The following is a 24,284-nucleotide window of genomic DNA, read 5'->3' on the forward strand; positions in this document are numbered from 1 at the left end:
GGGTACCGATGAACACGGAGGGGCGATGGTAATTGAGCCCCTGCGTGAATACAACCGGTGTTATCTCAGTGATTGGTACCAGCCATGCCGGTCTCGATTTCGGCCGCAATGGTCTGGGCCAGACCCTGCACATCAAGGTGTGGCCTGCCTTCAACCATCACCCTGATGAGAGGTTCGGTCCCGGAGGGGCGCAACAGTACCCGACCACTATCACCCAGCTCGGCTTCAACCTGCTCTACCGCCGAACGCAAGGAAGCCGCTGCCAGCAGCGCATCCTTGTCAACGCCCTCCCTGAGCCTGACATTGACCAGCGCCTGAGGTGCCTTTTCGTAGCCGGCCATCAGCGAGTCCAGGGAGCATCCTTCCACAATCATGATGGCCAATACCTGCAGGGCAGAGACGATACCGTCACCAGTGGTCTGCGCATCACCGCAGACAATATGCCCGGAAGATTCGCCTCCCAGCCGCCAGCCCAGCGCCTCCATGCGCTCAAGCACATAACGGTCACCGACCCTGGCGCGCTCGAAGGGAATATCCAGCTTTTCAAGTGCCGCGGCCAGCCCGAAGTTGCTCATCAGCGTACCGACCACCCCACCATTCAGGACTCCTCGCGCCTGACGATCGCGTGCAATCATGTAAAGGATGTCATCACCATCAATCAGCCGACCCGATGCATCACACATGATGACCCGGTCGCCATCACCATCGAAGGCAATCCCCAGGTCGGCCCCGATCGCAAGCACCCGGGACTGCATCGCCTCAGGTGAAGTCGAGCCGACCTGCTGATTGATGTTAAGCCCATCAGGCGTCGTGCCGAGCAGGGTGACATCCGCGCCCAGCTCACGAAAGACATTGGGCGCGATGTGGTAGGTAGCACCATTGGCACAGTCGAGGACCAGCTTCATGCCATGCAGACTGAAGCGCCCGGGCACACTGGACTTGCAGAACTCGATATAGCGCCCGGCCGCGTCATCGAGACGAACCGCCTTGCCCAGTCGGTCGGGCCCAACCGTTTCCAGAGGGCCATCAAGCTCCGCTTCGATTTCGGCTTCAAGCTCATCGGGGAACTTGGTGCCTTCGCCGGAGAAAAACTTGATGCCGTTATCCTGGTGGGCATTGTGGGAAGCACTGATCACCACCCCCGCGCTGGCGCGGAAGGTCCGGGTCAGATAGGCAATCCCCGGGGTCGGCATCGGCCCCAGCAATGCTACATCCACCCCTGCCGCAGAGAATCCCGCCTCGAGGGCAGACTCGAACATGTACCCGGAAATGCGCGTATCCTTGCCGATAATCACTCTCGGACGTGGATAGCGTCGCGCCAGAACCCTGCCTGCGGCCCAACCCAGACGTAGTACGAAATCTGCGGTAATCGGGGGAACCCCTACAGTGCCGCGTATACCATCAGTGCCGAAATATTGTCGACTCATTGCTCTCTGCCTTCCTGCACGACGGCCCGCGTCATGCGCACCACATCTACTGTCGGGGCCACATCATGCGTTCGAATGATTCGTGCGCCAGCGCGTATGGCCAGCGTTGTCAGAGCCAGACCGCCCGGGATGCGTTCCGAGACATCACGCTCGACCACCCGACCGATCATGCCCTTGCGGGAAGTACCGACCAGCATCGGCCGTTTCAATTCCTGCAAACACTCTAGTCGATTCATCAGGCGCAGGTTGTGCGCAAGCGTCTTCGCAAACCCGAACCCCGGATCGATAACCAGCCGTTCATCGTCAATACCCGCTTCTCGGCACGCTTCGAGTCGTGCCTGCAGAAAATCGATGACGGCACGTTCAATCGGTACATCGTAATGAGGCTGCTGCTGCATGGTATCGGGCTCGCCGACCATATGCATCAGACAGATATCAAGCCTGCTTTCGGCAGCCGCCTCCAGCGCCCCGGGACGGCGCAACGAGCGGACATCGTTAATCATGACGGCGCCAAGTCGTGCTGCTTCCCGCATGACCTCGGGAGCACTGGTATCCACGGAAACAGCAGCCCCCAGGTCTGCCACCAGGCGCTCGAGCACCGGTAACACCCGATCCTGCTCCTCCTGCAGACTGACCGGCGAGGCGCCAGGGCGGGTAGACTCACCGCCAATGTCGATCAGCGCGGCGCCATCGGTCAGCATGGCCTCGGCCTGGCGCAGCGCTGCATCCGGCACCTGATGTCGGCCACCATCCGAAAAGGAATCGGGCGTCACATTGAGAATCCCCATGACTCGGGGCGTTTCGAGATCGATCGGCAACATGGCCGGGGCGGCTCCAGAGTGGCATTCGGGGACCCAAAACTATACCGGCTCCATGCCCTCGGCCCAACCTCCCAACCCTCGTGAAGGCCAGCGGCAGCAGTCGGAAAACAGAGAAGCCGCCCTTTCGGGCGGCTTCTACAGCACCGGGAGGCAGCAACAGCTACTGCCCTGCTGTCCCTCCAAGCGGGTCCGAGGGGCGACGACGGCCATCGTCACCTTCCTCCTCACCAGTATCGCTATCGCTGGCCGCATCAGCCTGGGCGCCACCGCTGGGGCCACCGTCATTGGTGTCCTTGGGCGGCCTCGGGTCACGACCTTCCATGATGTCACGAATCTGATCGGTATCGATCGTTTCGTACTTCACCAGCGCCTCGGCCATGTTATCGAGTTTGTCACGATTATCCTCGAGGATCTGGCGAGCCTGCTGATAGCACTCATCGATGATGCGCCGTACTTCCTTGTCCAGGCGCGTACTGGTCTCCGGCGAGCTGAACTTGCTACCACCCTGACCAGGCCCGCCAAGGAACTGATGTGACTCATCCTCGTCATACATCAACGGCCCCATCTCGGCGGAAAGCCCCCACTTGGCCACCATGTTGTGCGCCAGCTCGGTCGCCCGCTTGATATCGTTGGAGGCCCCGGTCGTCACGCCATTGGGACCCAACGTCATCTCTTCGGCAATACGACCGCCGAACAGCGAACAGATCTGTGAAATGAGCTGCTGGCGGGTATAACTGTAGCGATCCTCGTTGGGGAGGAACATGGTCACGCCCAGTGCCCTGCCACGCGGAATAATGGTGACCTTGTAGACCGGATCATGCTCGGGCATCAGCAGACCGATGATGGCATGCCCCGATTCGTGATAGGCCGTATTACGCTTTTCCTTCTCGTTCATGACCATTGAGCGCTTTTCGGCACCCATCATGATCTTGTCCTTGGCCATCTCGAGCTCACTCATGCCCACCAGCCGACGGTTCTTGCGCGCCGCAAAGAGGGCAGCCTCATTGACCACATTGGCCAGATCGGCACCAGAGAAGCCCGGGGTACCACGAGCGATCATTTCGGGTTTGACATCCTCGGCCAACGGCACCTTGCGAAGGTGCACGCCAAGAATATGCTCACGGCCGCGGATGTCGGGCAGCCCAACCGTCACCTGCCGGTCGAAGCGTCCCGGACGCAGCAGCGCAGGGTCAAGTACGTCAGGGCGATTGGTGGCCGCGATCACGATAATGCCTTCATTGGCCTCGAAACCGTCCATTTCCACTAGCAGCTGGTTGAGCGTCTGCTCACGCTCATCATGGCCACCCCCCATGCCCGAGCCACGCGAACGGCCGACAGCATCAATTTCATCGATGAAGATGATACATGGCGACTGCTTCTTGGCCTGTTCGAACATGTCGCGAACACGGGAGGCGCCCACGCCGACGAACATCTCGACGAAATCCGAACCGGAAATGGTGAAAAACGGTACCTTGGCCTCGCCGGCAATTGCCTTGGCCAGCAGGGTCTTGCCGGTACCGGGCGGCCCTACCATCAGCACCCCGCGTGGTATCTGCCCCCCCAGCCGCTGAAACTTGCCGGGATCACGCAGATAGTCGACCAGTTCCTCGACCTCTTCCTTGGCCTCATCGCAGCCGGCAACATCCTTGAAGGTGGTCTTGATGTTCTCGTGAGAGAGCAGTTTGGCCTTGGACTTGCCGAAGCTCATCGGCCCACCCTTGCCGGCACCACCCCCCTGCATCTGTCGCATGAAGAACAGGAATATGGCCAGAATGATCAGAATCGGGAAACTGGCGATCAGCAATCGCGACCAGATGCTGGGCTCATCAGGTTTCTTGCCCTCGACCGTCACGTTGTGACTGAGGAGGTCATCCATCAGCTTCGGATCCTCGGTGGCAGGCCGGATGGTCTGAAAGTCAGAACCGTCCTTGCGCTCACCGCGGATGGTATAGCCATCAATGGTGACCTTGTTGATGCTGTCGTTCTGCACCTGCTGGACGAACTGGGAGTAGTTCATCGATTGCGGGGCATTGTCGACGCTGAAGTTGTTGAACACCGTCAGCAACACTGCCGCGATGATCAACCAGAGAATCAGGTTCTTCGCCATGTCGTTCAAGGGAACACCCTCACTGCGTGAATCTGCCTGCCGAACAGGCCATATACAGCCTGCATGGGGGCAGGGCCCGGCAAATGCAAATCAAAATCCGTACTACTCATCCCCTGAATCCCCGTCCCAGCAGATAAACTTCCCTTGAACGGGCGCGGGAGGCTTCGGGCTTGCGCGTCATGACCCGGTCAAAGCGCCGGCGCATGTCCCCAAGGTAGTCGTCGAACCCCTCACCCTGAAAGACCTTGACCAGAAAATCGCCGCCGGGCCGGAGAATCCGACCGGTCAGATCAAGCGCCAGCTCTACCAGATACATGGCACCGGGCTGGTCGATAGCGGCCTGACCGCTCATATTGGGGGCCATGTCGGATACGATAAGATCCACGGCGCGTCCCTCCAGTGCTGCCAGCATATCCTCCAGCACCGACTCCTCGGTAAAGTCACCCTTAAGAAAGGTGACGCCCGGCACAGGATCCATTTCAAGAATATCGGATGCGATAATCATCCCTTGATCGCCGATACGTTCGGCCAGCACCTGGGTCCAGCCGCCTGGCGCCGCGCCGAGATCAACCGCCGTCATGCCCGGCTTGAGCAGCCGGTCACGTCGATCGATTTCGAGCAGCTTGTAGCTGGCTCGTGAGCGGTAGCCATCAGCCCAGCTGCGCTGGACATGCTCATCGCTGAAATGTTCCCTCATCCAGCTGTTGCGCTGGCGACCGGAACCTGAAGAGTGGCCTTTACGGGGCGTCGAGCGAGTCACGAAAACACCTGCGGAGATTCTGGATCGGACGCACCGGTCACCGGATTGGCGGGCAGGACATGAACTGAAGTAGACTGGAGGTTTGACATCCAGCAATTTCGAGTTTGTAACATATCATGAGCCTGTCAGCGGCACAAAGAAAAAGCCTTCGCAGTATCGGGCACCAACTCCATCCGATTGTTCAGATCGCCGGTAACGGCCTCTCTGAAGGCGTTATCGGCGAACTGGAGCGCGCCCTGAACGATCACGAACTGGTCAAGATCAGCCTGGCCGTGGAGGATCGCGATGAGCGAGCACTGGCCATCGCCTCTCTGGCCGAACAGACGCGTTCGGAAGTCGTGCAAAGCATTGGCAAGACAGCCCTGCTCTATCGACGCAATCCGCGCGCCAACCCAAGGCTCTCCAACGTGGCACGTTACTCCGAATAATCCTCGGTCGCGCCTGAGCGGTAGAGACCTGCACGGCTGATCCATATCGTTGCATCAGGCTGCCACCATCGGCCCGGGCATTTCTCGCCCGGGTCGATGACATGATCAGAGATGCTCGACCAGACTGATCTCGTACTCGACCTCGCCACCCGGCGTGGAGACAGTGACGACATCACCTTCTTCCTTGCCGATCAGTGCCCGAGCGATGGGAGAAGTCACCGATATCTTGCCTTCCTTGATATCGGCTTCATCCTCGCCGACGATCCGGTAGCGGACTTCTTCGTCGGTATCGAGATTCATCAGCGTAACGGTCGTACCGAAGATCACCTTGCCGGTCTTGTCGATTTTTGTGACATCGATCACCTGGGCCGAGGCGAGCTTGGATTCGATTTCCTGAATACGCCCCTCGATGAAGCCCTGCTGTTCGCGAGCCGCATGATATTCGGCATTCTCCTTGAGATCGCCGTGCTCGCGCGCTTCCGCGATAGCCGCGATCACCTGCGGACGATCTTCGGTCTTGAGCCGATTCAGCTCTTCCCTGAGCGCCTGTTCACCGTAGACGGTCATCGGGACCTTGTTCATGATGTGCTTGCTCCTGCGTGCAGCTCCTGAAGCCTGCGCACTGTAATCTCGTTGCCATATTCAAGCGCCATGCATACCGCTCGGGCCCCGGCCAGCGTAGTGGCATAGGGTACCTTGCGTGCCAGTGCAGTGCGCCGAATCAGGGATGAATCGCTGATCGCCTGGCGGCCTTCGGTGGTATTGACAATATAAGCCACCTCATCGTTCTTGAGCTTGTCGACGATGTGCGGGCGGCCTTCAAATACCTTGTTAACCGGTTCCACCGGCAACCCGGCGGCGCTCAGGGCCCGGGCTGTTCCCCGGGTCGCAATCAGCGTGAAGCCCAATGTTAGCAGAGAGCGAGCCACCTCGATAACGGCCTTCTTGTCAGGATCACGCACCGACAGAAAGGCACAACGATCCCCCTCAAGCCGTGGGATCGCCTCACCGGCTCCAAGCTGTGCCTTGTAGAAGGCCTCGGCAAAGGTTTCACCGCTACCCATTACCTCTCCGGTCGACTTCATTTCCGGCGTCAGGATGGGATCCACACCCGGGAACTTGTTGAACGGGAACACGGCTTCCTTGACGCTGTAGTATCCCGGAATGAGTTCGCGGGTAAAATCCTGCTCGGCGAGCGTTTTACCGGCCATGCAGCGCGCAGCCACCTGGGCCAGCGAGCGGCCGATGCACTTGGAGACGAAGGGCACGGTACGCGAGGCACGCGGGTTGACCTCGATCACATGGATTTCGCCATTCTGCCAGGCGAGCTGCACGTTCATCAGCCCCACCACGTTGAGCTCCAGCGCCATGAGCCGAACCTGCTCGCGCATGCGATCCTGTACTTCGGCAGGCAGCGAATAGGGCGGCAGCGAACAGGCACTGTCTCCCGAATGCACCCCGGCCTGCTCGATATGCTGCATGATGCCGCCAATCACGACCTCGTGACCGTCACTGACCGCATCGATATCCACTTCGATGGCGGCATCGAGAAAGTGATCAAGCAGCACCGGGCTGTCGTTGGACACCCGCACTGCGTGAATCATGTAGTTCTCGAGCTCATCGGCACTATAAACGATCTCCATCGCTCGGCCCCCCAGCACATAACTGGGCCGAACCACCAGCGGATAGCCGATCTTCTCGGCCTTGACGAAGGCATCCTCGAAGCTGCGCGCAGTAGCATTCTCGGGCTGTTTCAGCGCCAGCTTCTGAATCATCTGCTGAAAACGCTCGCGATCCTCGGCACGGTCAATGGCATCCGGAGTAGTCCCAATGATCGGTACACCGGCCGCTTCCAGATCGCGCGCCAGCTTGAGCGGTGTCTGGCCGCCGAACTGGACGATCACCCCGGTCGGCTGCTCCTTCGCCACAATCTCCAGCACATCTTCCAGCGTAACCGGCTCGAAGTAGAGCCGATCAGAGGTGTCGTAATCCGTAGAGACCGTTTCCGGGTTACAGTTGACCATGATGGTCTCGTAACCATCCTCACGCATCGCCAGTGCCGCATGCACGCAGCAGTAATCGAATTCGATGCCCTGACCGATGCGATTGGGCCCACCGCCAAGCACCATGATCTTCTTACGATCAGTCGGATTGGCCTCGCACTCCTCCTCGTAGGTGGAATACATGTAGGCCGTTGAAGTGGGAAACTCGGCAGCGCAGGTGTCTACCCGCTTGTAGACGGGATGGATGCCAAGTGCATGGCGATGACCGCGCAGATCATGCTCGGAAACATCCAGCAGCTGCGCCATGCGTGCATCACTGAAACCACGCCGCTTGTAGTAGAACATCCGCCGCGCATCGAGATCGGCCAGATTGCCGCGGGCAATTTCGGCCTCCATTTCGACCAGCTCCTGGACCTGGATCAGAAACCAGCGATCGATATTGGTATAGGCAAAGACATCATCAAGCGACAGCCCTGCGCGGAAGGCATCACCGATATAGAAGATTCGATCGGCGCCGGGTCGCTGCAACTCGCCCTGCAGATGGGCCATGGCCTCGCCATCGAAGTGCGTCAGCTTCGGATTGAAGCCGTCGGCACCGATTTCCAGACCACGCAGCGCCTTTTGCATCGACTCCTGAAAGGTACGACCGATCGCCATGACCTCACCCACCGATTTCATCTGGGTGGTCAGCCGATCGTTGGCCTGCGGGAATTTCTCGAAGGTGAAACGCGGAATCTTGGTGACTACATAATCCAGTGCCGGCTCGAATGAGGCCGGCGTGGCGCCACCGGTAATATCGTTTTGCAACTCATCGAGGGTATAGCCCACCGCCAGCTTGGCAGCGACCTTGGCAATCGGGAAGCCGGTCGCCTTGGAGGCCAGCGCCGAGGAACGCGACACCCTGGGGTTCATCTCGATCACCACCATGCGCCCGGTGTCGGGATGGATGCCGAACTGAACGTTGGAGCCGCCGGTCTCGACGCCAATCTCGCGCAACACCGCCAATGAGGCGTCGCGCATGATCTGGTACTCCTTATCGGTCAGCGTCTGCGCCGGCGCTACCGTAATCGAGTCTCCGGTATGCACCCCCATCGGATCGAAGTTCTCGATGGCACAGATAATGATGCAATTGTCGTTTTTATCCCGCACCACCTCCATTTCGTACTCTTTCCAGCCCAGCAGCGACTCGTCGATCAGCAACTCATGGTTACTGGAAAGATCGAATCCGCGCTCACAGATCTCCTGGAACTCTTCCTTGTTATAGGCCACCCCACCGCCGGAGCCCCCCATCGTGTAGGAAGGACGAATAATGGTAGGAAATCCCAGCTCCGCCTGAATCTCCCAGGCTTCATCCATGGCGTGCGCCACCCGCGCCCGGGGGCACTCCAGACCGATGTTCTTCATCGCCTTGTCGAACAGGTCGCGATCCTCGGCCTTCTCGATGGTCTGCGCGTTGGCGCCGATCATCTCCACCCCGAAGCGCTCGAGTACGCCGTGTCGCTCCAGTTCGAGTGCGCAGTTCAATGCGGTCTGGCCGCCCATGGTGGGTAGCAGGGCATCCGGACGCTCGCGCTCGATGATGCGCGTGACCGCCTCGCGGGTAATCGGCTCGATATAGGTGGCATCTGCCATTACCGGATCGGTCATGATAGTGGCCGGGTTGGAGTTCACCAGGATGACCCGGTAACCCTCCTCACGCAGGGCCTTGCAGGCCTGGGCGCCGGAGTAATCGAATTCACAGGCCTGGCCAATGACAATGGGGCCGGCGCCGATGATCAGGATGCTGTGCAGGTCGGTACGTTTTGGCATGACGGATATCGCAGCGTTGGGAATTCGGAAACGGGGTATCGACTCATGAGCTCCGGCCACCAGGCCGGAGCTCGACATCAGGCAGCCTGGCGACGGGCCGCCATCATCGACACGAAACGATCGAACAGCAGCGCCATATCATGCGGCCCGGGGCTCGCCTCGGGATGGCCCTGAAAGCTGAAGGCCGGGCAGTCGGTCCGCTCGATACCCTGCAGGGTGCCATCGAACAGCGAGCGGTGAGTCGCACGTACATTGGCAGGCAGAGTCGCCTCATCGGCGGCAAAACCATGGTTCTGACTGGTAATCATCACATGACCGGTCGCCAGGTCGAGTACCGGGTGATTGGCGCCGTGATGACCCTGTCTCATCTTCACCGTGCGTGCACCGGAGGCCAGCGCCAGCAGCTGATGGCCCAGGCAGATACCGAATACAGGGGTTCCGGTTTCGAGAATCTCGCGAATCGCTTCGATGGCGTAATCACAGGGTTCCGGATCGCCGGGACCATTGGCCAGGAACACGCCATCGGGCTGCAGCTCCATGACCCGGCTGGCCGGCGTGCGAGCTGGCACGATCGTCAGACGGCAGCCACGACTGGTCAGCATGCGAAAGATATTGTGCTTGGTGCCGTAGTCATAGGCCACCACATGCCAGGGGCGCTCACGCCCGACGAAGTCGGCATGACCGGCGCCCAGCGTCCACTCCCCGGCATGCCAGTCAGCGATATCGGTCACACTGGCCTGATCGGCAAGATCCATGCCCTTGAGCCCGGGGAACTCCCTGGCCGCCGCCAACGCTCGTTCCTCGGCTTCGTCGCCCTCGGCCTCGGCGCCTGCGAGAATGGCCCCATTCTGCGCCCCCTTGTCGCGCAGCAGCCGGGTCAGCCGACGGGTATCGATATCAGCGATGCCAACCACATTCTGGGCGCGCAGATATTCATCAAGCGAACGCACGCTGCGGAAGTTGCTGACCAGACGTGGCAGATCGCGAATGACCAGTCCGGACGCCTGAATGCGCGTGGATTCGATATCCTCGTCATTGATGCCGGTATTACCGATATGCGGATAAGTCAGGGTGACAATCTGGCGAGAATAGGAGGGGTCGGTGAGGATTTCCTGATAACCGGTCATGGCGGTATTGAACACCACCTCGCCACTGGTCAGTCCGTCAGCCCCGATGGACTGACCATGAAACACGCTGCCATCCTCGAGCGCCAGTATCGCAGGTTTGATCAACGCAACATCCTCCCCGGGGCAAGTTGATCGCCAGCGGCCGCAAGCCGTCACAGGACACCTCTCGATGGGCCCTGTTATCAGGGTTACGGCCGGGCGTGAAAGAGCGAACCGAAACTGCCCGGGAGTCCACCGAGGCCGATATCAGGTTGCAAAAAAGCGGGAAGAAATCCCGAAGAATTTCATCCCGCTTGTGATCTGACAGGGCCTCGGGTTTTACCCGGCCAAATTGGGTCGATCATACCCGATCCTGATCGGTCACGCTATCCTGCGCCAGGCTAACCTGCCTCTCCGGCCCGATATCGATGACCCTTCCCGGTTGGGGAACCTGAAACGCCTCATCCGCCAGCCCGGCCGCCGCGCGCGCCTCGGCAAGCAACTGCTGTGCTTCATCCTGGCCTTCATCGGCCAACGCAAAACAGCCGAAATGGCAGGCGATACTGACTCTGCTATCCACCAGCCGATGCACTTCGACCGCTTCCTCCGGCCCCATGTGTACCGGCGCCATGAACCATTCTGGTCTGAAGGCACCAATTGGCAGCAGCGCACAGCGAGGCGCCCCCAGCCGCTCGGCCACAACCGCGAACAAACCCTCGTTGAAGCCGCTATCACCGGCAAAGTAAAGCGCCCCGGCGCGCGTTTCCAGCCACAGGCCACCCCACAGGGTGCAACGTGCATCATGGCGGGTGCGCGCACTCCAGTGCTGGGCGGGTGTAAAAATCAGATGTTCGCCGCTTGCCAGAGAATGCGTCTGCCACCAATCCAGCGCCACCACATGGGCAAAGCCCAGTTCACGCATCAGCGTCTCGTTCCCCAGGCCGGTGACCAACACGGCCTGCGGGTGACGATGCGCCAGTTGCCGCAGTGAATGGATATCGCAGTGATCATAATGGCTGTGGCTGACGAAGATGACATCCAGCGGCGGCAATTGTTCAAGCGCCAACCCCGGCGGGTGAAATCGCGCCGGCCCGACAAAGCTGAGCGGGCTGACGCGCTTCGACCAGACCGGATCAGTGAGCACGTTGAGGCCTCCCGCCTGGACCAGGAAGGTCGCATGATTGATCAGCGTGACCTGCAGCGCGCTTTGATCGACTCTCTCAGGCGGAGTGACCCCCTGTTCGATATCACGCCATTGCCAAACCGGTCGCTCCCGCCGCTCCTCGCGCCACTGGCGGAATGCACCCGGTGCCCGGGGCGGCAGGGGCGGTACATTGTGAAAGCGCTTACCATCGAAGTGATCGCTGACAGGCCCCCTGTAGCGATAGCCTCCGGCCAACCCCTTCAGCGACACCCACCAGAGCGGTGGCCACCCGCGCGCCAGACGGCTCATGCCCCTGTCATCCTTCATCCCCTCTCAGGCGCGCATAACAGCAGGTATTGCGCAGCTCTCCAAAATGATCGCGGCAGTCATGACGCCGGATACCTTCCAGACGATAACCGGACCGCTCGGCGACGCGACGGCTGGCAAGATTGCGTTCATCACAGGTTAGCGCCAGTCGCTGGAAACCATATTCGACCAGTAATGCATGACTCAACGCCTGCAGCGCCTCGGTGATCAACCCCTGCCCCTGAAAAGCCCTATGACACCAGTAACCCAGCGTGCCTGCCGGCACCTGCCAGTCGATGTCCCGCATCTCCATGACGCCCGCCAGCCTGGTGGGCACCTGCTCTACCGCAGGCCACAGTGCGTACGTGACTCCCGTTCTATCGTGCAGCGCACACTCAGCCTGCCTGCAGAAATCACGCCGCTCCTGCAGTGTCGAGTCGGGGCTCGCCCATGCCAGCCACGGCATCAGTACTGTCATGGACTCAAACAGGGCAGCGTGCAGCGCCTCGGCATCATCGACACTGATCGGCAGCAATGTCAGACGGTCGGTCACGAGACAGGCGGGTAGAGCGGTCATGACGATTCATCCTGAAACAGATGGCGGCGGTAGCCCTTCGGGTAGAGTCAGCCTTTCAGCCCCAGTACGTCCTGCATGTCATAACGGCCGGGCGTCTGGTCCATCAGCCACTGGGCCGCCCGCACTGCACCGTTGCCAAAGGTCAGCCGGCTTGACGCCTTGTGGGTGATCTCGATGCGTTCGCCATCTCCGGCAAACATCACTGTATGCTCACCGACGATATCCCCGCCACGAATGGTGGAAAAACCGATCTCGCGGTCGCTGCGCGCACCGATCTGACCATATCGTTCGAATACCCCATCCCGTTTCAGATCGCGCCCCAGCGATTCGGCCATGGCTTGTCCCAGCATCAGTGCTGTCCCGGAGGGTGCATCCACCTTGTGACGATGATGGGCCTCGATGATCTCGATATCAAAGCCGGCATCACCCAATGCGCGTGCCGCGGTCTTCAACAGGTTGGTAGCAAGATTGATACCGGTGCTCATGTTGGCGGCAAACACGAACGGGAGTTGGTCCGCATAGCCATCGAGTTCGGCAAGCTGCTCTTCATTGAACCCGGTCGTTCCGATCACCATGCGCTTGCCATGCCGGGCACAGAGCGCCAGATTGTTCATCGTGACATCAGGTGTGGTGAAGTCGATCAGAACATCGAAATCATCGATGATCGCTTCAACCGAGGTGCTCAGCGCAACGCTTGCACGGCCCAGCCCAATGACCTCCCCGATATCGGCGCCTGCCAGTGAACTCTCCGGGCGCACCACGCCACCGCTCAGCTCAGCCTGTTCACTGCGTTGCGCCGCCTCGACCAGAATGCGTCCCATGCGTCCTGTGGCGCCCATCACGGCAATGCGCGTCATGCCTGCTCCTGTCATGTTCGAAGATGTCCTCGGCACTATACCATTGCCACTGCACAACCATTGCCACTACGCACGGCTGATCGATTCCAGGAGTCCTACGAATGCCTCGCGCCCTTCGCGCTCGTCTGCCAGTACTGCTTATCACCTTGCATCTGTCGGGATGCACATTCGCCGGACCTGTCGATATGGGCAACAACAATGCCGACCCTTCCGCCCGGGTCAGCTGGTGTGGCGCGTTACGGCTGCCCGACCACACCCCCCAGGACGCTTCACTGGGAGGTCTCTCCGATCTTGCCTGGCAGGCCGACAACAATACGCTTTATCTGCTTTCCGACCGGGGATGGCTGTTTCAGGCGCAACCTCGTTTCGAGCGTGACACGCTGAGCGAGCTGACCATTACGGCGGCTCATCAACTGCGCAATCGTCACGGCCAGGTGCTGGAAATGCCACATGCCGATGCCGAATCCATGACCCTGGACGCAACTCACACACCGGCAACGCTATTGATCGGCTTTGAGCGCGACCACCGTATTCAACGCTTTTCGTTAACCGGGCAGGCCATCAGTGCCGCCGACAGGCCAAAAGCGCTTGAAGGCGTGCACTATAACGGCGGGATCGAAGCCATGACGCTGACGACACGATATGGACTGATGGCTGGGCTGGAAGTGCCACCGCGAGGCAATCCTGCCAGGACCACTCGCCTGTTCAACGATCGCGGACAGCAGTGGCAATACGTACTGGCGGACGAGCCGGCCAGCGCCCTGACCTCAATGGCGCCACTATCAATACCGAACCAGCCGGAGAAAGAGGCGCTGCTGACACTGGAGCGCGCCTTCGACCCGCCCCATCCGCTGGTTATCACCCTGCGCCGCACTCGTCTCAATGACGATGGAAGCACCAGCGTGACTACGCTGGCCAGGCTCTCCAGCGCCGATGGCTGGCGGCTGGATAACTTCGAGGGACTTACCCGTATCGGCGCGCACCGCTACCTGATGGTCAGTGACGACAACTACAGCCTGCTGCAGTCATCCCTGCTGAGCTGCATCGATGTCGATACCGATCAGCATCAGGACTAGCATGCTAGCGTGACAGCACTTCAAGGCGAACCGGTGCGGTGCCCGAGCGCAGCATGCCCAGGCGCCTTGCCGCCAGCGGCGAGAGGTCGATGATTCGACCGCGGGTAAAGGGCCCCCGATCATTGATGCGCACGATGACATGCCGATCATTATCGAGATTGGTCACCCGCACTCGGGTACCAAAGGGTAGGGAACGATGAGCCGCTGTCAGTTGCTGCGCACTCAGGCGCTCGCCACTGGCAGTCTGCTGGCCGACATAACGACTGGCATAATAGGAAGCTTCGCCTCGCTGTATGCTGCCCGGCGTCGAATCAACCGATGGGCCGGCACAGCCTGCCAGTAACAGCAACAGGCTGACAAGCGCCGCAATGATGGGCAGACGACAGGGCGGCAACAATACCCGGGCACTCATGATGACAGCCTGTTTTCAGAGAATGACGACCCCATCCGGCAGGCGCTGTTACCAGACCTGCCAGCAGTAGCAAGGGAAATTACTGGCCTCGAACCTCGAGTTCAACAGCGAGATTGCCGCGTGTTGCCTTCGAGTACGGGCACATCTCATGAGCCTGATGAATCAGTGTTTCAGCCTCCGATTGAGGCAGAGCCACTTCAGCAATCAGCTTCACACTCAGCGAATAGTCGTGATTTTCCGAATGTAGTGCGACTTCAGCAGTAACAGGAATATCACTCAGTTCATGGCCCTGTTTTTTTGCCAGTGCTGTGGCCGCGCTTGCAAAACAGGCGGCATAACCGGCGGCAAAAAGCTGTTCAGGATTGGTGGCCGACTCGCCGCTGCCCGGCATCGCCAGATCAACATCGAGAATGCCATCATCACTGCGCGCATGTCCGTTACGGCCACCACCGGAAACTGCAACGGATGTCTGATACATGACCGACATGATAAACCTCCTCTGAAGCAATGAAGCGGATCGAAGCTCGCGATCCGTTAATCGCTGACAGCGTAGTTCGCACATGGAGAATGTGAAACCGTCGCACCTGACCGGATACATCCAACAAAAACGGCCCCATCCGCCAACGCGGACAGGGCCGATAGGCATCTCGCCATGGGCTGATCAGGAGCGCATGTCCTCAAAGAACTTCTTCACGCCATCAAACCAGCTGCTCTTGCGCGGTGAGTGTTTGGTGCCGGTGCCATCCAGACTCTCCTGGAACTGGCGCAGCAGCTTCTGCTGCTCTTCTGTCAGGTTGACCGGTGTCTCCAGCACCACCTTGCAGATCAGATCACCGGGCGAGCCACCACGTACCGGCTTGACGCCTTTGCCGCGTAGCCGGAAGAGTTTACCGGTCTGTGTCTCGGCAGGAATCCGGAGCTTGACCCGACCTTCCAGAGTGGGCACTTCCAGCTCGCCACCCAGTGTTGCGTCAACAAAACTGATCGGCACCTCACAGTGCAGATCGCGCCCGTCGCGCTCGAATATCGGGTGGCTCTTGATCGCCACCTGAACGTAGAGATCGCCTGCCGGGCCACCATTGACGCCAGCCTCGCCCTCGCCATTAAGACGAATGCGATCACCGGTATCGACACCGGCCGGAATCTTCACCGACAGTGTACGCGTTTCCTGAACGCGGCCTTCGCCGTGGCACTTGCGGCAGGGGCTCTCGACCACTTCACCGCGGCCATGACAGGTGGGGCAGGTCTGCTGTACTGCAAAGAAACCCTGCTGCATGCGCACCTGACCCATACCGTTGCAGGTCGGGCAGCCCTTCTTGCTGGTGCCGGGCTCAGCGCCATCACCGCTGCAGCGCTCGCATTCAACCAGCCGCGGCACGCGGATATCGACTGTAGTGCCGGCCACCGCATCCTCGAGATCGACCTCGAGGTTATACCGCAGATCAGCACCCCGCTGCGGTGCATTGGGATTGCGACGGCCACCACCACCGCCAAAAATATCGCCGAAGACATCGCCGAAAATGTCGCTGAAACCGCCAGCTCCGGCGCCACCGAAACCGCCGCCGCCAAAGCCGCCACCGGCCTGACCGTCCACACCGGCATGACCGAACTGATCGTAGGCAGCCCGTTTCTCGTCGTCGCTCAGAACTTCATAGGCATCAGAAATTTCCCGAAATTTTTCTGCCGCTCCTTCATCTTCAGGATTGCGATCGGGGTGGTATTTCTGTGCCAGGCGTCGATACGCCTTCTTGATCTCTCTGGCATCGGCGCTGCGATCAACGCCGAGTACCTCATAATAATCACGCTTGGCCATGGATCACTGCGCCCTCCGAAGTCACTTGCCCGCAAAAACAACGCGGGAGCCAGGCCCCCGCGTTGTGCATCAGGCAGGTGCCTGCCTTACTGCTTTTTCTGGTCGTCGTTGACTTCTTCGTAGTCCGCGTCGACCACATCGTCGTCAGCCTTGCCGGTGCTGCCCTGAGTCTGTGCGCCGTCCTGGTTTTCACCCTGTTCGGCGTACATCTTCTGGGCCAGATTGCCGGAAGCCTCGGTCAGCGCATCCAGTTTCGACTGGATGTGTTCCTGGTCGTCGCCCTTGGTCGCTTCCTCAAGCTCGCTGATGGCGGTCTCGATCTGCTGACGCTCTTCGTCGCTGGCCTTGTCACCGGCTTCATCAAGCGTCTTGCGAGCAGCGTGAATCATGCCGTCGGCCTGGTTACGCAGCTGCACAAGCTCTTCGAACTTCTTGTCCTCGGCCTCGTGCGCCTCGGCATCCTGGACCATCTGGTCGATCTCTTCCTCGGTCAGACCACCGGAAGCCTTGATCTCGATCGACTGTTCCTTGCCGGTTGCCTTGTCCTTCGCAGAGACGTTGAGAATGCCGTTGGCATCAAGGTCGAACGCCACTTCGATCTGCGGAACACCGCGTGGTGCCGGCGGAATATCCGAGAGGTCGAAACGACCCAGCGACTTGTTCTGACCCGACTGCTTGCGCTCACCCTGCAGCACGTGAATGGTCACGGCTGTCTGGTTGTCCTCGGCAGTGGAGAAGGTCTGAGTCTTCTTGGTCGGGATCGTGGTGTTCTTCTCGATCAGCGGCGTCATCACGCCACCCAGGGTTTCGATCCCCAGCGTCAGCGGCGTCACATCAAGCAGCAGCACGTCCTTGACGTCACCACCAAGCACGCCGCCCTGCAGAGCCGCACCTACCGCCACGGCTTCGTCCGGGTTGACGTCCTTGCGCGCATCCTTGCCAAAGAACTCGGCGACCTTCTTCTGCACCAGCGGCATACGGGTCTGACCGCCGACCAGAATCACATCATGAATTTCGCTGCTGGACAGGCCAGCGTCTTCCATGGCGGTCTTGCAGGGTTCCAGCGAACGCTGCACCAGATCCTCGACCAGCGACTCCAGCTTGGCCCGCGTGACCTTGACGGCCATGTGCTTGGGACCATTCTGATCCGCAGTGATATAAGGCAGATTGACTTCGGTCTGCTGTGCGGCAGAAAGCTCGATCTTGGCCTTTTCGGCTGCTTCCTTGAGACGCTGCATGGCCAGCGAATCACCGGAGAGATCGATGCCCGAATCATTCTTGAACTGCTGAACCAGATAATCGATCAGCTTGAGATCAAAGTCTTCGCCACCCAGGAAGGTGTCACCATTGGTGGCCAGCACTTCAAACTGCTTCTCGCCATCGACGTCAGCGACTTCAATGATCGAGATGTCAAAGGTACCGCCGCCCAGGTCATAGACCGCGATGGTTCGGTCGCCACCACTGCGGTCCATGCCATAGGCCAGTGCAGCGGCGGTCGGCTCGTTGATGATGCGCTTGACTTCAAGACCGGCAATACGGCCGGCATCCTTGGTGGCCTGACGCTGCGAGTCATTGAAGTAGGCCGGCACGGTAATGACCGCTTCGGTCACTTCTTCGCCGAGATAGTCCTCGGCAGTTTTCTTCATCTTCTTGAGTACTTCCGCGCTGACCTGCGGCGGTGCCATCTTCTGATCGTTGACCTGTACCCAGGCATCGCCATTGTCGGCTTCGACGATCTTGAAGGGCACCATCTTGATGTCCTTCTGTACCACATCGTCGCTGAACTTGCGGCCGATCAGACGCTTGATGGCATACAGTGTATTGGACGGGTTGGTGACGGCCTGGCGCTTGGCCGCCTGACCCACCAGTGTCTCGCCGTCATCGGTATAACCGACGATGGAGGGCGTCGTGCGGGCACCTTCCGCGTTTTCGATTACCCGCGTCTTGTCACCATCGAGAACGGCCACGCAGGAGTTGGTCGTTCCCAGGTCGATACCGATAATGCGTCCCATGGTGTCACCTCGAAAAAAATCGTCTGACTCAATCATCTGCGGCAAGTGCCGCGTCGCTGTCTGCTTATGTGGGGTATGCCTGGGCCGCTTTCAAGGCCCGGGCAACACCTTCCGAATTCAGCAGTTATGAACCCTGCCCATCCGGGGCCTTGCTGACGACCACCATCGCCGGACGAACCAATCGACCGTTGAGGGTGTATCCCTTTTGCATCACATCCATCACGGTGTTGGGCTCCATCTCCGGGTTGGGCACCATCGACATGGCCTCGTGATACTGCGGATCAAAGGGCTCGCCCTGCGGCTCAACCTGCTCAACACCAAACTTGCCCAGCACATCGAGCTGCATCTTCAGGGTCATCGATACCCCTTCACGATGGGTCTCGGTGGCCTCATCACCCATGTTTTCCAGGGCCTTCTCGAGACTGTCGACGACCGGCAGCAGCTCCTTGACGAACTTCTCCAGCGCGAACTTGCGCGCTTTTTCGACATCCTGTTCGGCCCGCCGACGAGCATTCTGGGCTTCCGCGGAAGCTCGTAATTGCTGCTCCTTCGCCTGCTCGAGCTCTGTTTCCAGCTCGGCAACACGAGAAGCCAGCACATCGGCTTCGGGATCTCCGCCTTCGAACGTTTCCCCTTCTGCGTGAAGGGCGTCGCTCTCTTCCAGCGTCTCGCCAATGTTCTCGGACGCAACCTGTTCGTCTTCCAGCGGCTGAGGCTCGGCATCACGCTCCGCGCGCTCGAGCTCTTCATCCCTGGGCTGCTGTGGATCTCTGGCCATACGAGAAGCCTCCTGTTGAAAACCGTTGCCTCTCCGAACTCGTCATGTTCCTGACGATCGGACAATGCCGGCCGCGATAGCGGCGCTGTCTGCGCCCTGTAATGGGGATGATCACCGCAATCTCAAGTCTGTCGTTAAAGGAAAGGTCAATCAGAGAGGCAGGCAGGGATTGAAGGGCAAACCCGATCACTGTATAAAAAACCAGACCCGTACTTTTATACAGGGAGCGACCATGCTGGCACAGCTCACCATTCGTGATTACGCCATCGTCGAAGATCTGGAACTGGACTTTCGCAGCGGCATGACGGCCATTACCGGGGAAACCGGGGCCGGCAAATCCATTCTGCTGGGCGCTCTGTCGCTCTGTCTGGGTGAGCGTGCCGATGCCGGTAGCGTACGTCACGGCGCGCGCCGGGCTGAGCTCTCGGCCCGGTTTGATATCAGCCACCTTCCGGAAGCCAGGGCGTGGTTGCAAGAGCGTGAACTCGACGACGACGAGTGTCTGTTGCGTCGCACCATTGCCAGCGAAGGTCGCTCGAAGGCGTGGATCAACGGCACCCCCTGCACCATTGCCGACCTCCGGGCACTTGGTGAACAACTGATCCACATCCATGGCCAGCATGCTCATCAGGCACTGTTACGTGAAGACACCCACCTGCGGATGCTGGATGAATTCGCTGGCCTGCAAACACAGACTGAAACCCTGGCAAGCCATTATCGGCACTGGCAACAGATCCGCCGGCGGCTCAAGCAGGCGCGTGAAGCAGATGATGAAACCAGGGCACGACGTCAGTTGCTGCGCTACCAGGTCGAAGAGCTTGATCACCTCGCCCTGGAGGAGGATGAACTGACAGTACTGGAGCAGCAGCAGACCGAACTGGCCAATGCCGAGCAGATCGTTGGCGATGCCCAGTTCGCCGCAGACTGCTGCGATCATGATGAGGATGGAGCCCTGTCACGCCTCTCCAGAGCCATGCAACGCCTGGACCAGCTACCCGGTGCCGATCATGGCAGATTGGCCGAGGTGCGAGAAATGCTCGACAGCGCGCGGATTCAGCTTGAAGAGGCCGGACGCGAGTTGCACTACCATGTCGAAACTACCGAACTTGATCCCGAACGACTGGAGCGCATAGAAGAACGTCTGGCAGAAGTACATCGCATCGCCCGCAAGCATCATGTCATGCCGGAAGAAGTCACGACGCTGCATCGCCGGCTGCGCGATGAACTGAATCAGCTCGATGATGATGAACAGGATATCGATACCCTGGCCCGTGAGAGCGAGACGGCGCGAGAGAGCTGGCGGGAGCTGGCGCGTACCGTTTCGGAGCGGCGCCATCAGGCAGCCTCCGAGCTGGGTGAGTCGGTTCAACAGCAACTGACCTTTCTCGGCATGGAAAAGGCCCGCTTCGAGGTGGCAGTCGAGAAACGGGAGACCGCCCAGCCCGATGGCTTTGACCATGTTCGCTTTCTGATCAGCGCCAATCCGGGACAGCCGGCCCGACCTCTCACCCGGGTCGCCTCCGGGGGTGAACTGTCACGCATCAGTCTGGCCATTCAGGTCGTAGCAGCGCGTCACAGCGCCATGTCCCCACTGGTCTTCGATGAAGTCGATGTTGGTATATCCGGCGCCACTGCCGAAATTGTGGGTCAGTTGCTGCGCCAGCTTGGCACCCACGGTCAGGTACTCTGCGTCACTCACTTGCCTCAGGTGGCAGCTCAGGGCCATCAGCATTTGCACATCGAAAAACAGGCCGGCGACGACAGCACCCATACCTCCATGGCACTGCTGGATGAAAGCGGCCGGATTCGCGAGCTGGCCCGCATGCTCGGTGGTGTCAATCTCTCCGATCATACCCTGGCCCATGCCCGTGAAATGCTGACCAGCAGTCAGCACTCGGCACACTGAACCTGTTTCGTCCAGGCACTGGCCTGGCCGCAGACATCAGAGAAAAAAGGGGGCGCTGCAGCCAGACTGCAGCGCCCCCCTTTTTCATGCGTTTACAGGCTACTCGGCGCCACTAGCCGTAATCAGCGTCGATTACCACCACCATCCTGCCGTGTCGCCGTTGATCCTTTCGGACGCACATACAGTACCAGGGCATGGTCCACCAGCTCATAACCACGCTGCTCAGCCAGCTCACGCTGGCGGCGTTCGATGTCCTGATCGAAGAATTCAATGATTTCGCCGCTTTCCAGACAGAGCATATGATCATGATGCTCTTCCTGTGACATTTCGAAGACCGCATGACCGCCGTCAAAGTTATGACGTACCACCAGACCAGCAGCCTCGAACTGAGTCAGAACGCGATACACCGTAGCCAGTCCCACGTCTTCACCGGAGTCGAGCAGCGCCTTATAGACGTCTTCGGCGCTCATGTGGAGCTCCTCTGCCTCCCGGGTGGCTTCCAGGATCTGCAGGATCTTCACACGGGGAAGGGTGACCTTCAGCCCCGCCTTGCGCAGTTCCTGATTTCTATCGGACATGGCATCTCTTCGCAGTCACTTGATGTATCGGGTATGATCGGCTAAGGCAAACGATAGGGAAAGTCAGGGGCAAATGCAAAACACGTTCAGACTCGTCGCTTTTTGCTGCTTTATCAGTATTCTGACAGCAGGATGCGTCTACAAGAGAGATCTCCCGCAGGGCAATCTGATCACTGCCGATATGGTCTCTCAGCTACACCCCGGAATGAGTAGACAGCATGTCCAGCAGATCATGGGCAGTCCGCTGCTGGATGATCCCTTCGATGCGTCGGTATGGGATTATGTCTACCGCCTGAAAACCGCTGATGGAGAAATCATTCGCAAGCGAGTCACGCTGAGCTTCAATGACGGCCAGTTGACCAACATCGAGAAAACAGGCGATATCAATGCCAGTGAGCGGGCCACGAATGAAGGAGCGCCTGCCTCCGGTGCGGCGATCCAGCCCGGTGAAGTCGTCTCGCCCGATCAGACCGGCGGCTACTGATCTCATCTTGCGATCCGGCATCAGCGCTGATGCCGGGCTCGCGCCCGGCGCGCCTGCTTCGGATCGCGCCTGAGCGGGCGATAAATCTCGATACGATCGCCCGGTTGCACCACTCGGGAGGCTGGGTCGGGCACAGGTTCTCCGAAGATGCCAAAGTCGAGCTCCACCGCTGGCGTTTCAGCGAGGGTAGCAAAACGAATCCGCAACCCGGAGGACTCGAATGCCTCAAGTACCGTTGTGCCCGGGATCACCTCCAGCGCCATGACCTGCTGATCGGCCGGTTCAGCATAAGCAAGCTCGATGGTTATACGCTCAGCGTCCATAAACTTCATCGGCGCGTTTGACGAAGGCATCTACCAGCTGTCCCGCAATCTGGCCGAACAGACGCCCAAAGGCCATACCGATCAGACGGCTGGAAAACTCGAACTCCAGATTCAACGATACACGACACGCCTCATCGCCCATCGAGGTAAACAGCCACTGCCCTTCAAAGCGCTTGAAAGGGCCTTCATTGAGCCTCATCTCAATGCGCTGAGGAGGGTGCAACTCATTGCGGGTGCTGAAGGTCTGCTCGATGCCGCCCCGCCCTAGCGTCAGTTCACCGATCAAAAGATTCTCACGCTCTTCGATAACACGTGCATGGCGGCAACCGGGCAGAAATTCTGGATAGCTGGAAAAATCGTTGACGAGGTCGAACATCTGTCGGTCAGTATGTCGCACCAGCGCCGAGCGATTGACTTTAGGCATTCACCTCTCCGCTGACGGCCATGGCTTCACAGGCGTATCATGACCGATTTGAATCCAATGAAAACTTATTTTAACACAGCATGGCCGGTGGTCTGCCGGCCCCGACTCATCGCGTGAATAATAGCTTACACTGCTCATTTCATCCGAGACATCACACAGGACACCCATGGGCAAGAAGAAAGACAAGGCACAAGGTGGCAATCTGATTGCCCAGAATCGCAAGGCTCGGCATGAGTATTTCATCGAGGAAACCTTCGAAGCCGGTGTGGCCCTGAGCGGCTGGGAAGTCAAGAGCCTGCGTGCCGGACGCTGTCAGCTGGTGGATACATATATTCTGGTGCGTCGCGGCGAAGCCTGGCTACTGGGCACTCATATCACGCCGCTGAGTACTGCCAGTACACATACGGCGGTGGAGCCGGATCGCACTCGCAAACTGCTGCTGCACAAGAAGGAGATCGCACGAATCTTCTCTCGCACCCAGGACAAGGGCCATACCTGCGTACCGCTGCGACTCTACTGGAAGGGCCCGCTGGTCAAGTGCGAACTGGCACTGGTGGTAGGCAAGCAGCAGCATGACAAGCGTGATACCGAGAAAAAGCGTGACTGGGAGCGCCAGAAGGCACGCATCATGCGTAGCCCACGCTAACAGCTATACGGCTGTACATGACCCGCATTCATGACATACACTGAGAAACGTATCGGGGGCGTTCCGGATTCGACGCCGGTAGTGATCCCTGAGGTGCATGCCGAGAGCGTAGCGTATCTCGTAAATCCAACGTTACTTTTAAAATAGTCGCAAACGACGAAACCTATGCTCAGGAAGGTGCACTCGCAGCATAAACCCTGCGGGTAATCTTTCTACCCTGAAGCGATGTGCCTGTTCATCGTGGATGGGCGTGAGCCAAAGCTGACAGGATCGCGAATGACGGCGTCTTCACGTCATTCGTTAAAACTCCGGAGACTCGCTGTATCGGATCCTGATCGTCGGAGCCGATGCGGCTAAACCAAAAGACGGAACTAAGCATGTAGATCCGAAGGGCTAGCACCGGCGGACGCGGGTTCAACTCCCGCCGCCTCCACCAAACAGCAAAAGGGCCGCTGAGCAATCAGCGGCCCTTTTCTTTGCTTAAACA

23 protein-coding genes and 1 other RNA gene are annotated in these 24,284 nt (G+C 59.4%); 6 read left to right on the plus strand and 18 right to left on the minus strand.

The features are described 5' to 3' along the window. Positions 1-65: 65 nt before the first annotated feature. From glmM to rlmE, 4 genes are all read right to left on the minus strand, one after another. Positions 66-1,427 (minus strand): phosphoglucosamine mutase, encoded by a 1,362-nt coding sequence (gene glmM, locus FY550_RS14315; protein ID WP_149054624.1) that lies wholly within the window; start codon positions 1,425-1,427, stop codon positions 66-68. Continuing rightward, positions 1,424-2,248: a dihydropteroate synthase gene (folP, locus tag FY550_RS14320; protein ID WP_233350217.1), complete on the minus strand. Its 825-nt coding sequence runs from the start codon at positions 2,246-2,248 to the stop codon at positions 1,424-1,426. The genes glmM and folP overlap by 4 nt, the downstream gene beginning before the upstream one ends. 160 nt (positions 2,249-2,408) lie before the next feature. Beyond that, positions 2,409-4,364, minus strand: coding sequence for an ATP-dependent zinc metalloprotease FtsH (ftsH, locus tag FY550_RS14325; RefSeq protein ID WP_070978150.1), 1,956 nt, complete (start codon positions 4,362-4,364; stop codon positions 2,409-2,411). A 97-nt stretch (positions 4,365-4,461) separates the two neighbouring features. Continuing rightward, complete coding sequence (gene rlmE / locus FY550_RS14330) at positions 4,462-5,052, minus strand: 23S rRNA (uridine(2552)-2'-O)-methyltransferase RlmE (RefSeq protein WP_070978148.1); 591 nt, start codon at positions 5,050-5,052, stop codon at positions 4,462-4,464. Between the two features lie 179 nt (positions 5,053-5,231). Here rlmE and FY550_RS14335 point away from each other — a divergent pair, with 179 nt between their 5' ends. Beyond that, positions 5,232-5,543, plus strand: a complete 312-nt coding sequence (locus FY550_RS14335) for a YhbY family RNA-binding protein (RefSeq protein ID WP_070978146.1) — start codon at positions 5,232-5,234, stop codon at positions 5,541-5,543. 105 nt (positions 5,544-5,648) lie between these two features. Here the strand turns inward: FY550_RS14335 and greA are convergent, their stop codons facing one another. The 6 genes from greA to dapB form a co-directional block, all read right to left on the minus strand. Continuing rightward, complete coding sequence (gene greA, locus FY550_RS14340) at positions 5,649-6,125, minus strand: transcription elongation factor GreA (RefSeq protein WP_070978143.1); 477 nt, start codon at positions 6,123-6,125, stop codon at positions 5,649-5,651. Then, entirely contained in the window at positions 6,122-9,355 is a 3,234-nt protein-coding gene (gene carB / locus FY550_RS14345) for a carbamoyl-phosphate synthase large subunit (RefSeq protein WP_070978223.1), read from the minus strand. The genes greA and carB overlap by 4 nt, the downstream gene beginning before the upstream one ends. A 77-nt stretch (positions 9,356-9,432) precedes the next feature. Next, a complete protein-coding gene (carA, locus tag FY550_RS14350; protein WP_070978140.1) occupies positions 9,433-10,587 on the minus strand; it encodes a glutamine-hydrolyzing carbamoyl-phosphate synthase small subunit in 1,155 nt (384 codons plus the stop codon). 235 nt (positions 10,588-10,822) lie between these two features. Continuing rightward, positions 10,823-11,914, minus strand: a complete 1,092-nt coding sequence (locus tag FY550_RS14355; protein WP_070978138.1) for an MBL fold metallo-hydrolase — start codon at positions 11,912-11,914, stop codon at positions 10,823-10,825. A gap of 7 nt (positions 11,915-11,921) precedes the next feature. Continuing rightward, positions 11,922-12,488: a GNAT family N-acetyltransferase gene (locus FY550_RS14360; RefSeq protein WP_070978136.1), complete on the minus strand. Its 567-nt coding sequence runs from the start codon at positions 12,486-12,488 to the stop codon at positions 11,922-11,924. A gap of 47 nt (positions 12,489-12,535) precedes the next feature. Next, positions 12,536-13,345 carry a 4-hydroxy-tetrahydrodipicolinate reductase gene (gene dapB / locus FY550_RS14365; protein WP_070978134.1) on the minus strand — a complete coding sequence of 270 codons (810 nt, stop codon included), beginning with the start codon at positions 13,343-13,345 and terminating at the stop codon, positions 12,536-12,538. Between the two features lie 101 nt (positions 13,346-13,446). Between dapB and FY550_RS14370 the strand changes: the two genes are divergently transcribed. Then, on the plus strand, positions 13,447-14,421 hold the full coding sequence (locus FY550_RS14370; protein ID WP_070978132.1) for an esterase-like activity of phytase family protein: 975 nt from the start codon (positions 13,447-13,449) through the stop codon (positions 14,419-14,421). Between the two features lie 4 nt (positions 14,422-14,425). Here FY550_RS14370 and FY550_RS14375 read toward each other — a convergent pair whose 3' ends face one another. The 5 genes from FY550_RS14375 to grpE all read right to left on the minus strand — a co-directional run bounded on the left by FY550_RS14375 (position 14,426) and on the right by grpE (position 19,436). Beyond that, positions 14,426-14,833 (minus strand): septal ring lytic transglycosylase RlpA family protein, encoded by a 408-nt coding sequence (locus FY550_RS14375; RefSeq protein WP_149054625.1) that lies wholly within the window; start codon positions 14,831-14,833, stop codon positions 14,426-14,428. Positions 14,834-14,912: 79 nt separating this feature from the next. Next, a complete protein-coding gene (locus tag FY550_RS14380; protein WP_070978127.1) occupies positions 14,913-15,320 on the minus strand; it encodes an Ohr family peroxiredoxin in 408 nt (135 codons plus the stop codon). Positions 15,321-15,494: 174 nt separating this feature from the next. After that, the gene (dnaJ, locus tag FY550_RS14385; RefSeq protein WP_070978125.1) at positions 15,495-16,646 is read right to left on the minus strand and encodes a molecular chaperone DnaJ; all 1,152 of its coding nucleotides are present in this window, start codon (positions 16,644-16,646) and stop codon (positions 15,495-15,497) included. A gap of 86 nt (positions 16,647-16,732) precedes the next feature. After that, positions 16,733-18,658, minus strand: coding sequence for a molecular chaperone DnaK (gene dnaK / locus FY550_RS14390; protein ID WP_070978221.1), 1,926 nt, complete (start codon positions 18,656-18,658; stop codon positions 16,733-16,735). Between the two features lie 124 nt (positions 18,659-18,782). Continuing rightward, positions 18,783-19,436 (minus strand): nucleotide exchange factor GrpE, encoded by a 654-nt coding sequence (grpE, locus tag FY550_RS14395; protein ID WP_070978123.1) that lies wholly within the window; start codon positions 19,434-19,436, stop codon positions 18,783-18,785. A gap of 232 nt (positions 19,437-19,668) precedes the next feature. Between grpE and recN the strand changes: the two genes are divergently transcribed. Further along, complete coding sequence (recN, locus tag FY550_RS14400; protein ID WP_070978121.1) at positions 19,669-21,342, plus strand: DNA repair protein RecN; 1,674 nt, start codon at positions 19,669-19,671, stop codon at positions 21,340-21,342. Positions 21,343-21,464: 122 nt separating this feature from the next. Here recN and fur read toward each other — a convergent pair whose 3' ends face one another. Next, entirely contained in the window at positions 21,465-21,920 is a 456-nt protein-coding gene (fur, locus tag FY550_RS14405; protein ID WP_070978119.1) for a ferric iron uptake transcriptional regulator, read from the minus strand. Positions 21,921-21,993: 73 nt separating this feature from the next. Here fur and FY550_RS14410 point away from each other — a divergent pair, with 73 nt between their 5' ends. After that, positions 21,994-22,404 carry an outer membrane protein assembly factor BamE gene (locus FY550_RS14410; RefSeq protein ID WP_070978116.1) on the plus strand — a complete coding sequence of 137 codons (411 nt, stop codon included), beginning with the start codon at positions 21,994-21,996 and terminating at the stop codon, positions 22,402-22,404. 20 nt (positions 22,405-22,424) lie between these two features. On the opposite strand, the gene FY550_RS14415 is transcribed toward FY550_RS14410, so the two are convergent. Then, a complete protein-coding gene (locus FY550_RS14415; RefSeq protein ID WP_070978114.1) occupies positions 22,425-22,727 on the minus strand; it encodes an RnfH family protein in 303 nt (100 codons plus the stop codon). Further along, positions 22,717-23,151, minus strand: coding sequence for a type II toxin-antitoxin system RatA family toxin (locus FY550_RS14420; protein ID WP_070978112.1), 435 nt, complete (start codon positions 23,149-23,151; stop codon positions 22,717-22,719). Before FY550_RS14420 ends, FY550_RS14415 begins: the two co-directional genes overlap by 11 nt. Before the next feature lie 166 nt (positions 23,152-23,317). Here FY550_RS14420 and smpB point away from each other — a divergent pair, with 166 nt between their 5' ends. Both smpB and ssrA read left to right on the plus strand, forming a co-directional pair. Continuing rightward, positions 23,318-23,797 (plus strand): SsrA-binding protein SmpB, encoded by a 480-nt coding sequence (smpB, locus tag FY550_RS14425; protein WP_070978109.1) that lies wholly within the window; start codon positions 23,318-23,320, stop codon positions 23,795-23,797. A gap of 54 nt (positions 23,798-23,851) precedes the next feature. After that, positions 23,852-24,233, plus strand: a transfer-messenger RNA (tmRNA) gene (gene ssrA, locus FY550_RS14430). Positions 24,234-24,284 lie beyond the last annotated feature (51 nt).

The organism is Kushneria phosphatilytica (genome assembly GCF_008247605.1).
Taxonomy (GTDB): Bacteria; Pseudomonadota; Gammaproteobacteria; order Pseudomonadales; family Halomonadaceae; genus Kushneria; species Kushneria phosphatilytica.

Coding starts and splice junctions, on each gene's coding strand:
- carB (WP_070978223.1), bottom strand. CDS start 9,355: ATGCCAAAACGTACCGACCTGCACAGCATCCTGATCATCGGCGCCGGC.
- FY550_RS14360 (WP_070978136.1), bottom strand. CDS start 12,488: ATGACCGCTCTACCCGCCTGTCTCGTGACCGACCGTCTGACATTGCTG.
- FY550_RS14420 (WP_070978112.1), bottom strand. CDS start 23,151: ATGCCTAAAGTCAATCGCTCGGCGCTGGTGCGACATACTGACCGACAG.
- greA (WP_070978143.1), bottom strand. CDS start 6,125: ATGAACAAGGTCCCGATGACCGTCTACGGTGAACAGGCGCTCAGGGAA.
- FY550_RS14380 (WP_070978127.1), bottom strand. CDS start 15,320: ATGTCGGTCATGTATCAGACATCCGTTGCAGTTTCCGGTGGTGGCCGT.
- FY550_RS14410 (WP_070978116.1), top strand. CDS start 21,994: ATGCAAAACACGTTCAGACTCGTCGCTTTTTGCTGCTTTATCAGTATT.
- glmM (WP_149054624.1), bottom strand. CDS start 1,427: ATGAGTCGACAATATTTCGGCACTGATGGTATACGCGGCACTGTAGGG.
- FY550_RS14375 (WP_149054625.1), bottom strand. CDS start 14,833: ATGAGTGCCCGGGTATTGTTGCCGCCCTGTCGTCTGCCCATCATTGCG.
- dnaK (WP_070978221.1), bottom strand. CDS start 18,658: ATGGGACGCATTATCGGTATCGACCTGGGAACGACCAACTCCTGCGTG.
- recN (WP_070978121.1), top strand. CDS start 19,669: ATGCTGGCACAGCTCACCATTCGTGATTACGCCATCGTCGAAGATCTG.
- dnaJ (WP_070978125.1), bottom strand. CDS start 16,646: ATGGCCAAGCGTGATTATTATGAGGTACTCGGCGTTGATCGCAGCGCC.
- dapB (WP_070978134.1), bottom strand. CDS start 13,345: ATGACGCGCATTGCCGTGATGGGCGCCACAGGACGCATGGGACGCATT.
- smpB (WP_070978109.1), top strand. CDS start 23,318: ATGGGCAAGAAGAAAGACAAGGCACAAGGTGGCAATCTGATTGCCCAG.
- rlmE (WP_070978148.1), bottom strand. CDS start 5,052: ATGAGGGAACATTTCAGCGATGAGCATGTCCAGCGCAGCTGGGCTGAT.
- FY550_RS14355 (WP_070978138.1), bottom strand. CDS start 11,914: ATGAGCCGTCTGGCGCGCGGGTGGCCACCGCTCTGGTGGGTGTCGCTG.
- FY550_RS14370 (WP_070978132.1), top strand. CDS start 13,447: ATGCCTCGCGCCCTTCGCGCTCGTCTGCCAGTACTGCTTATCACCTTG.
- fur (WP_070978119.1), bottom strand. CDS start 21,920: ATGTCCGATAGAAATCAGGAACTGCGCAAGGCGGGGCTGAAGGTCACC.
- FY550_RS14415 (WP_070978114.1), bottom strand. CDS start 22,727: ATGGACGCTGAGCGTATAACCATCGAGCTTGCTTATGCTGAACCGGCC.
- FY550_RS14335 (WP_070978146.1), top strand. CDS start 5,232: ATGAGCCTGTCAGCGGCACAAAGAAAAAGCCTTCGCAGTATCGGGCAC.
- folP (WP_233350217.1), bottom strand. CDS start 2,248: ATGTTGCCGATCGATCTCGAAACGCCCCGAGTCATGGGGATTCTCAAT.
- grpE (WP_070978123.1), bottom strand. CDS start 19,436: ATGGCCAGAGATCCACAGCAGCCCAGGGATGAAGAGCTCGAGCGCGCG.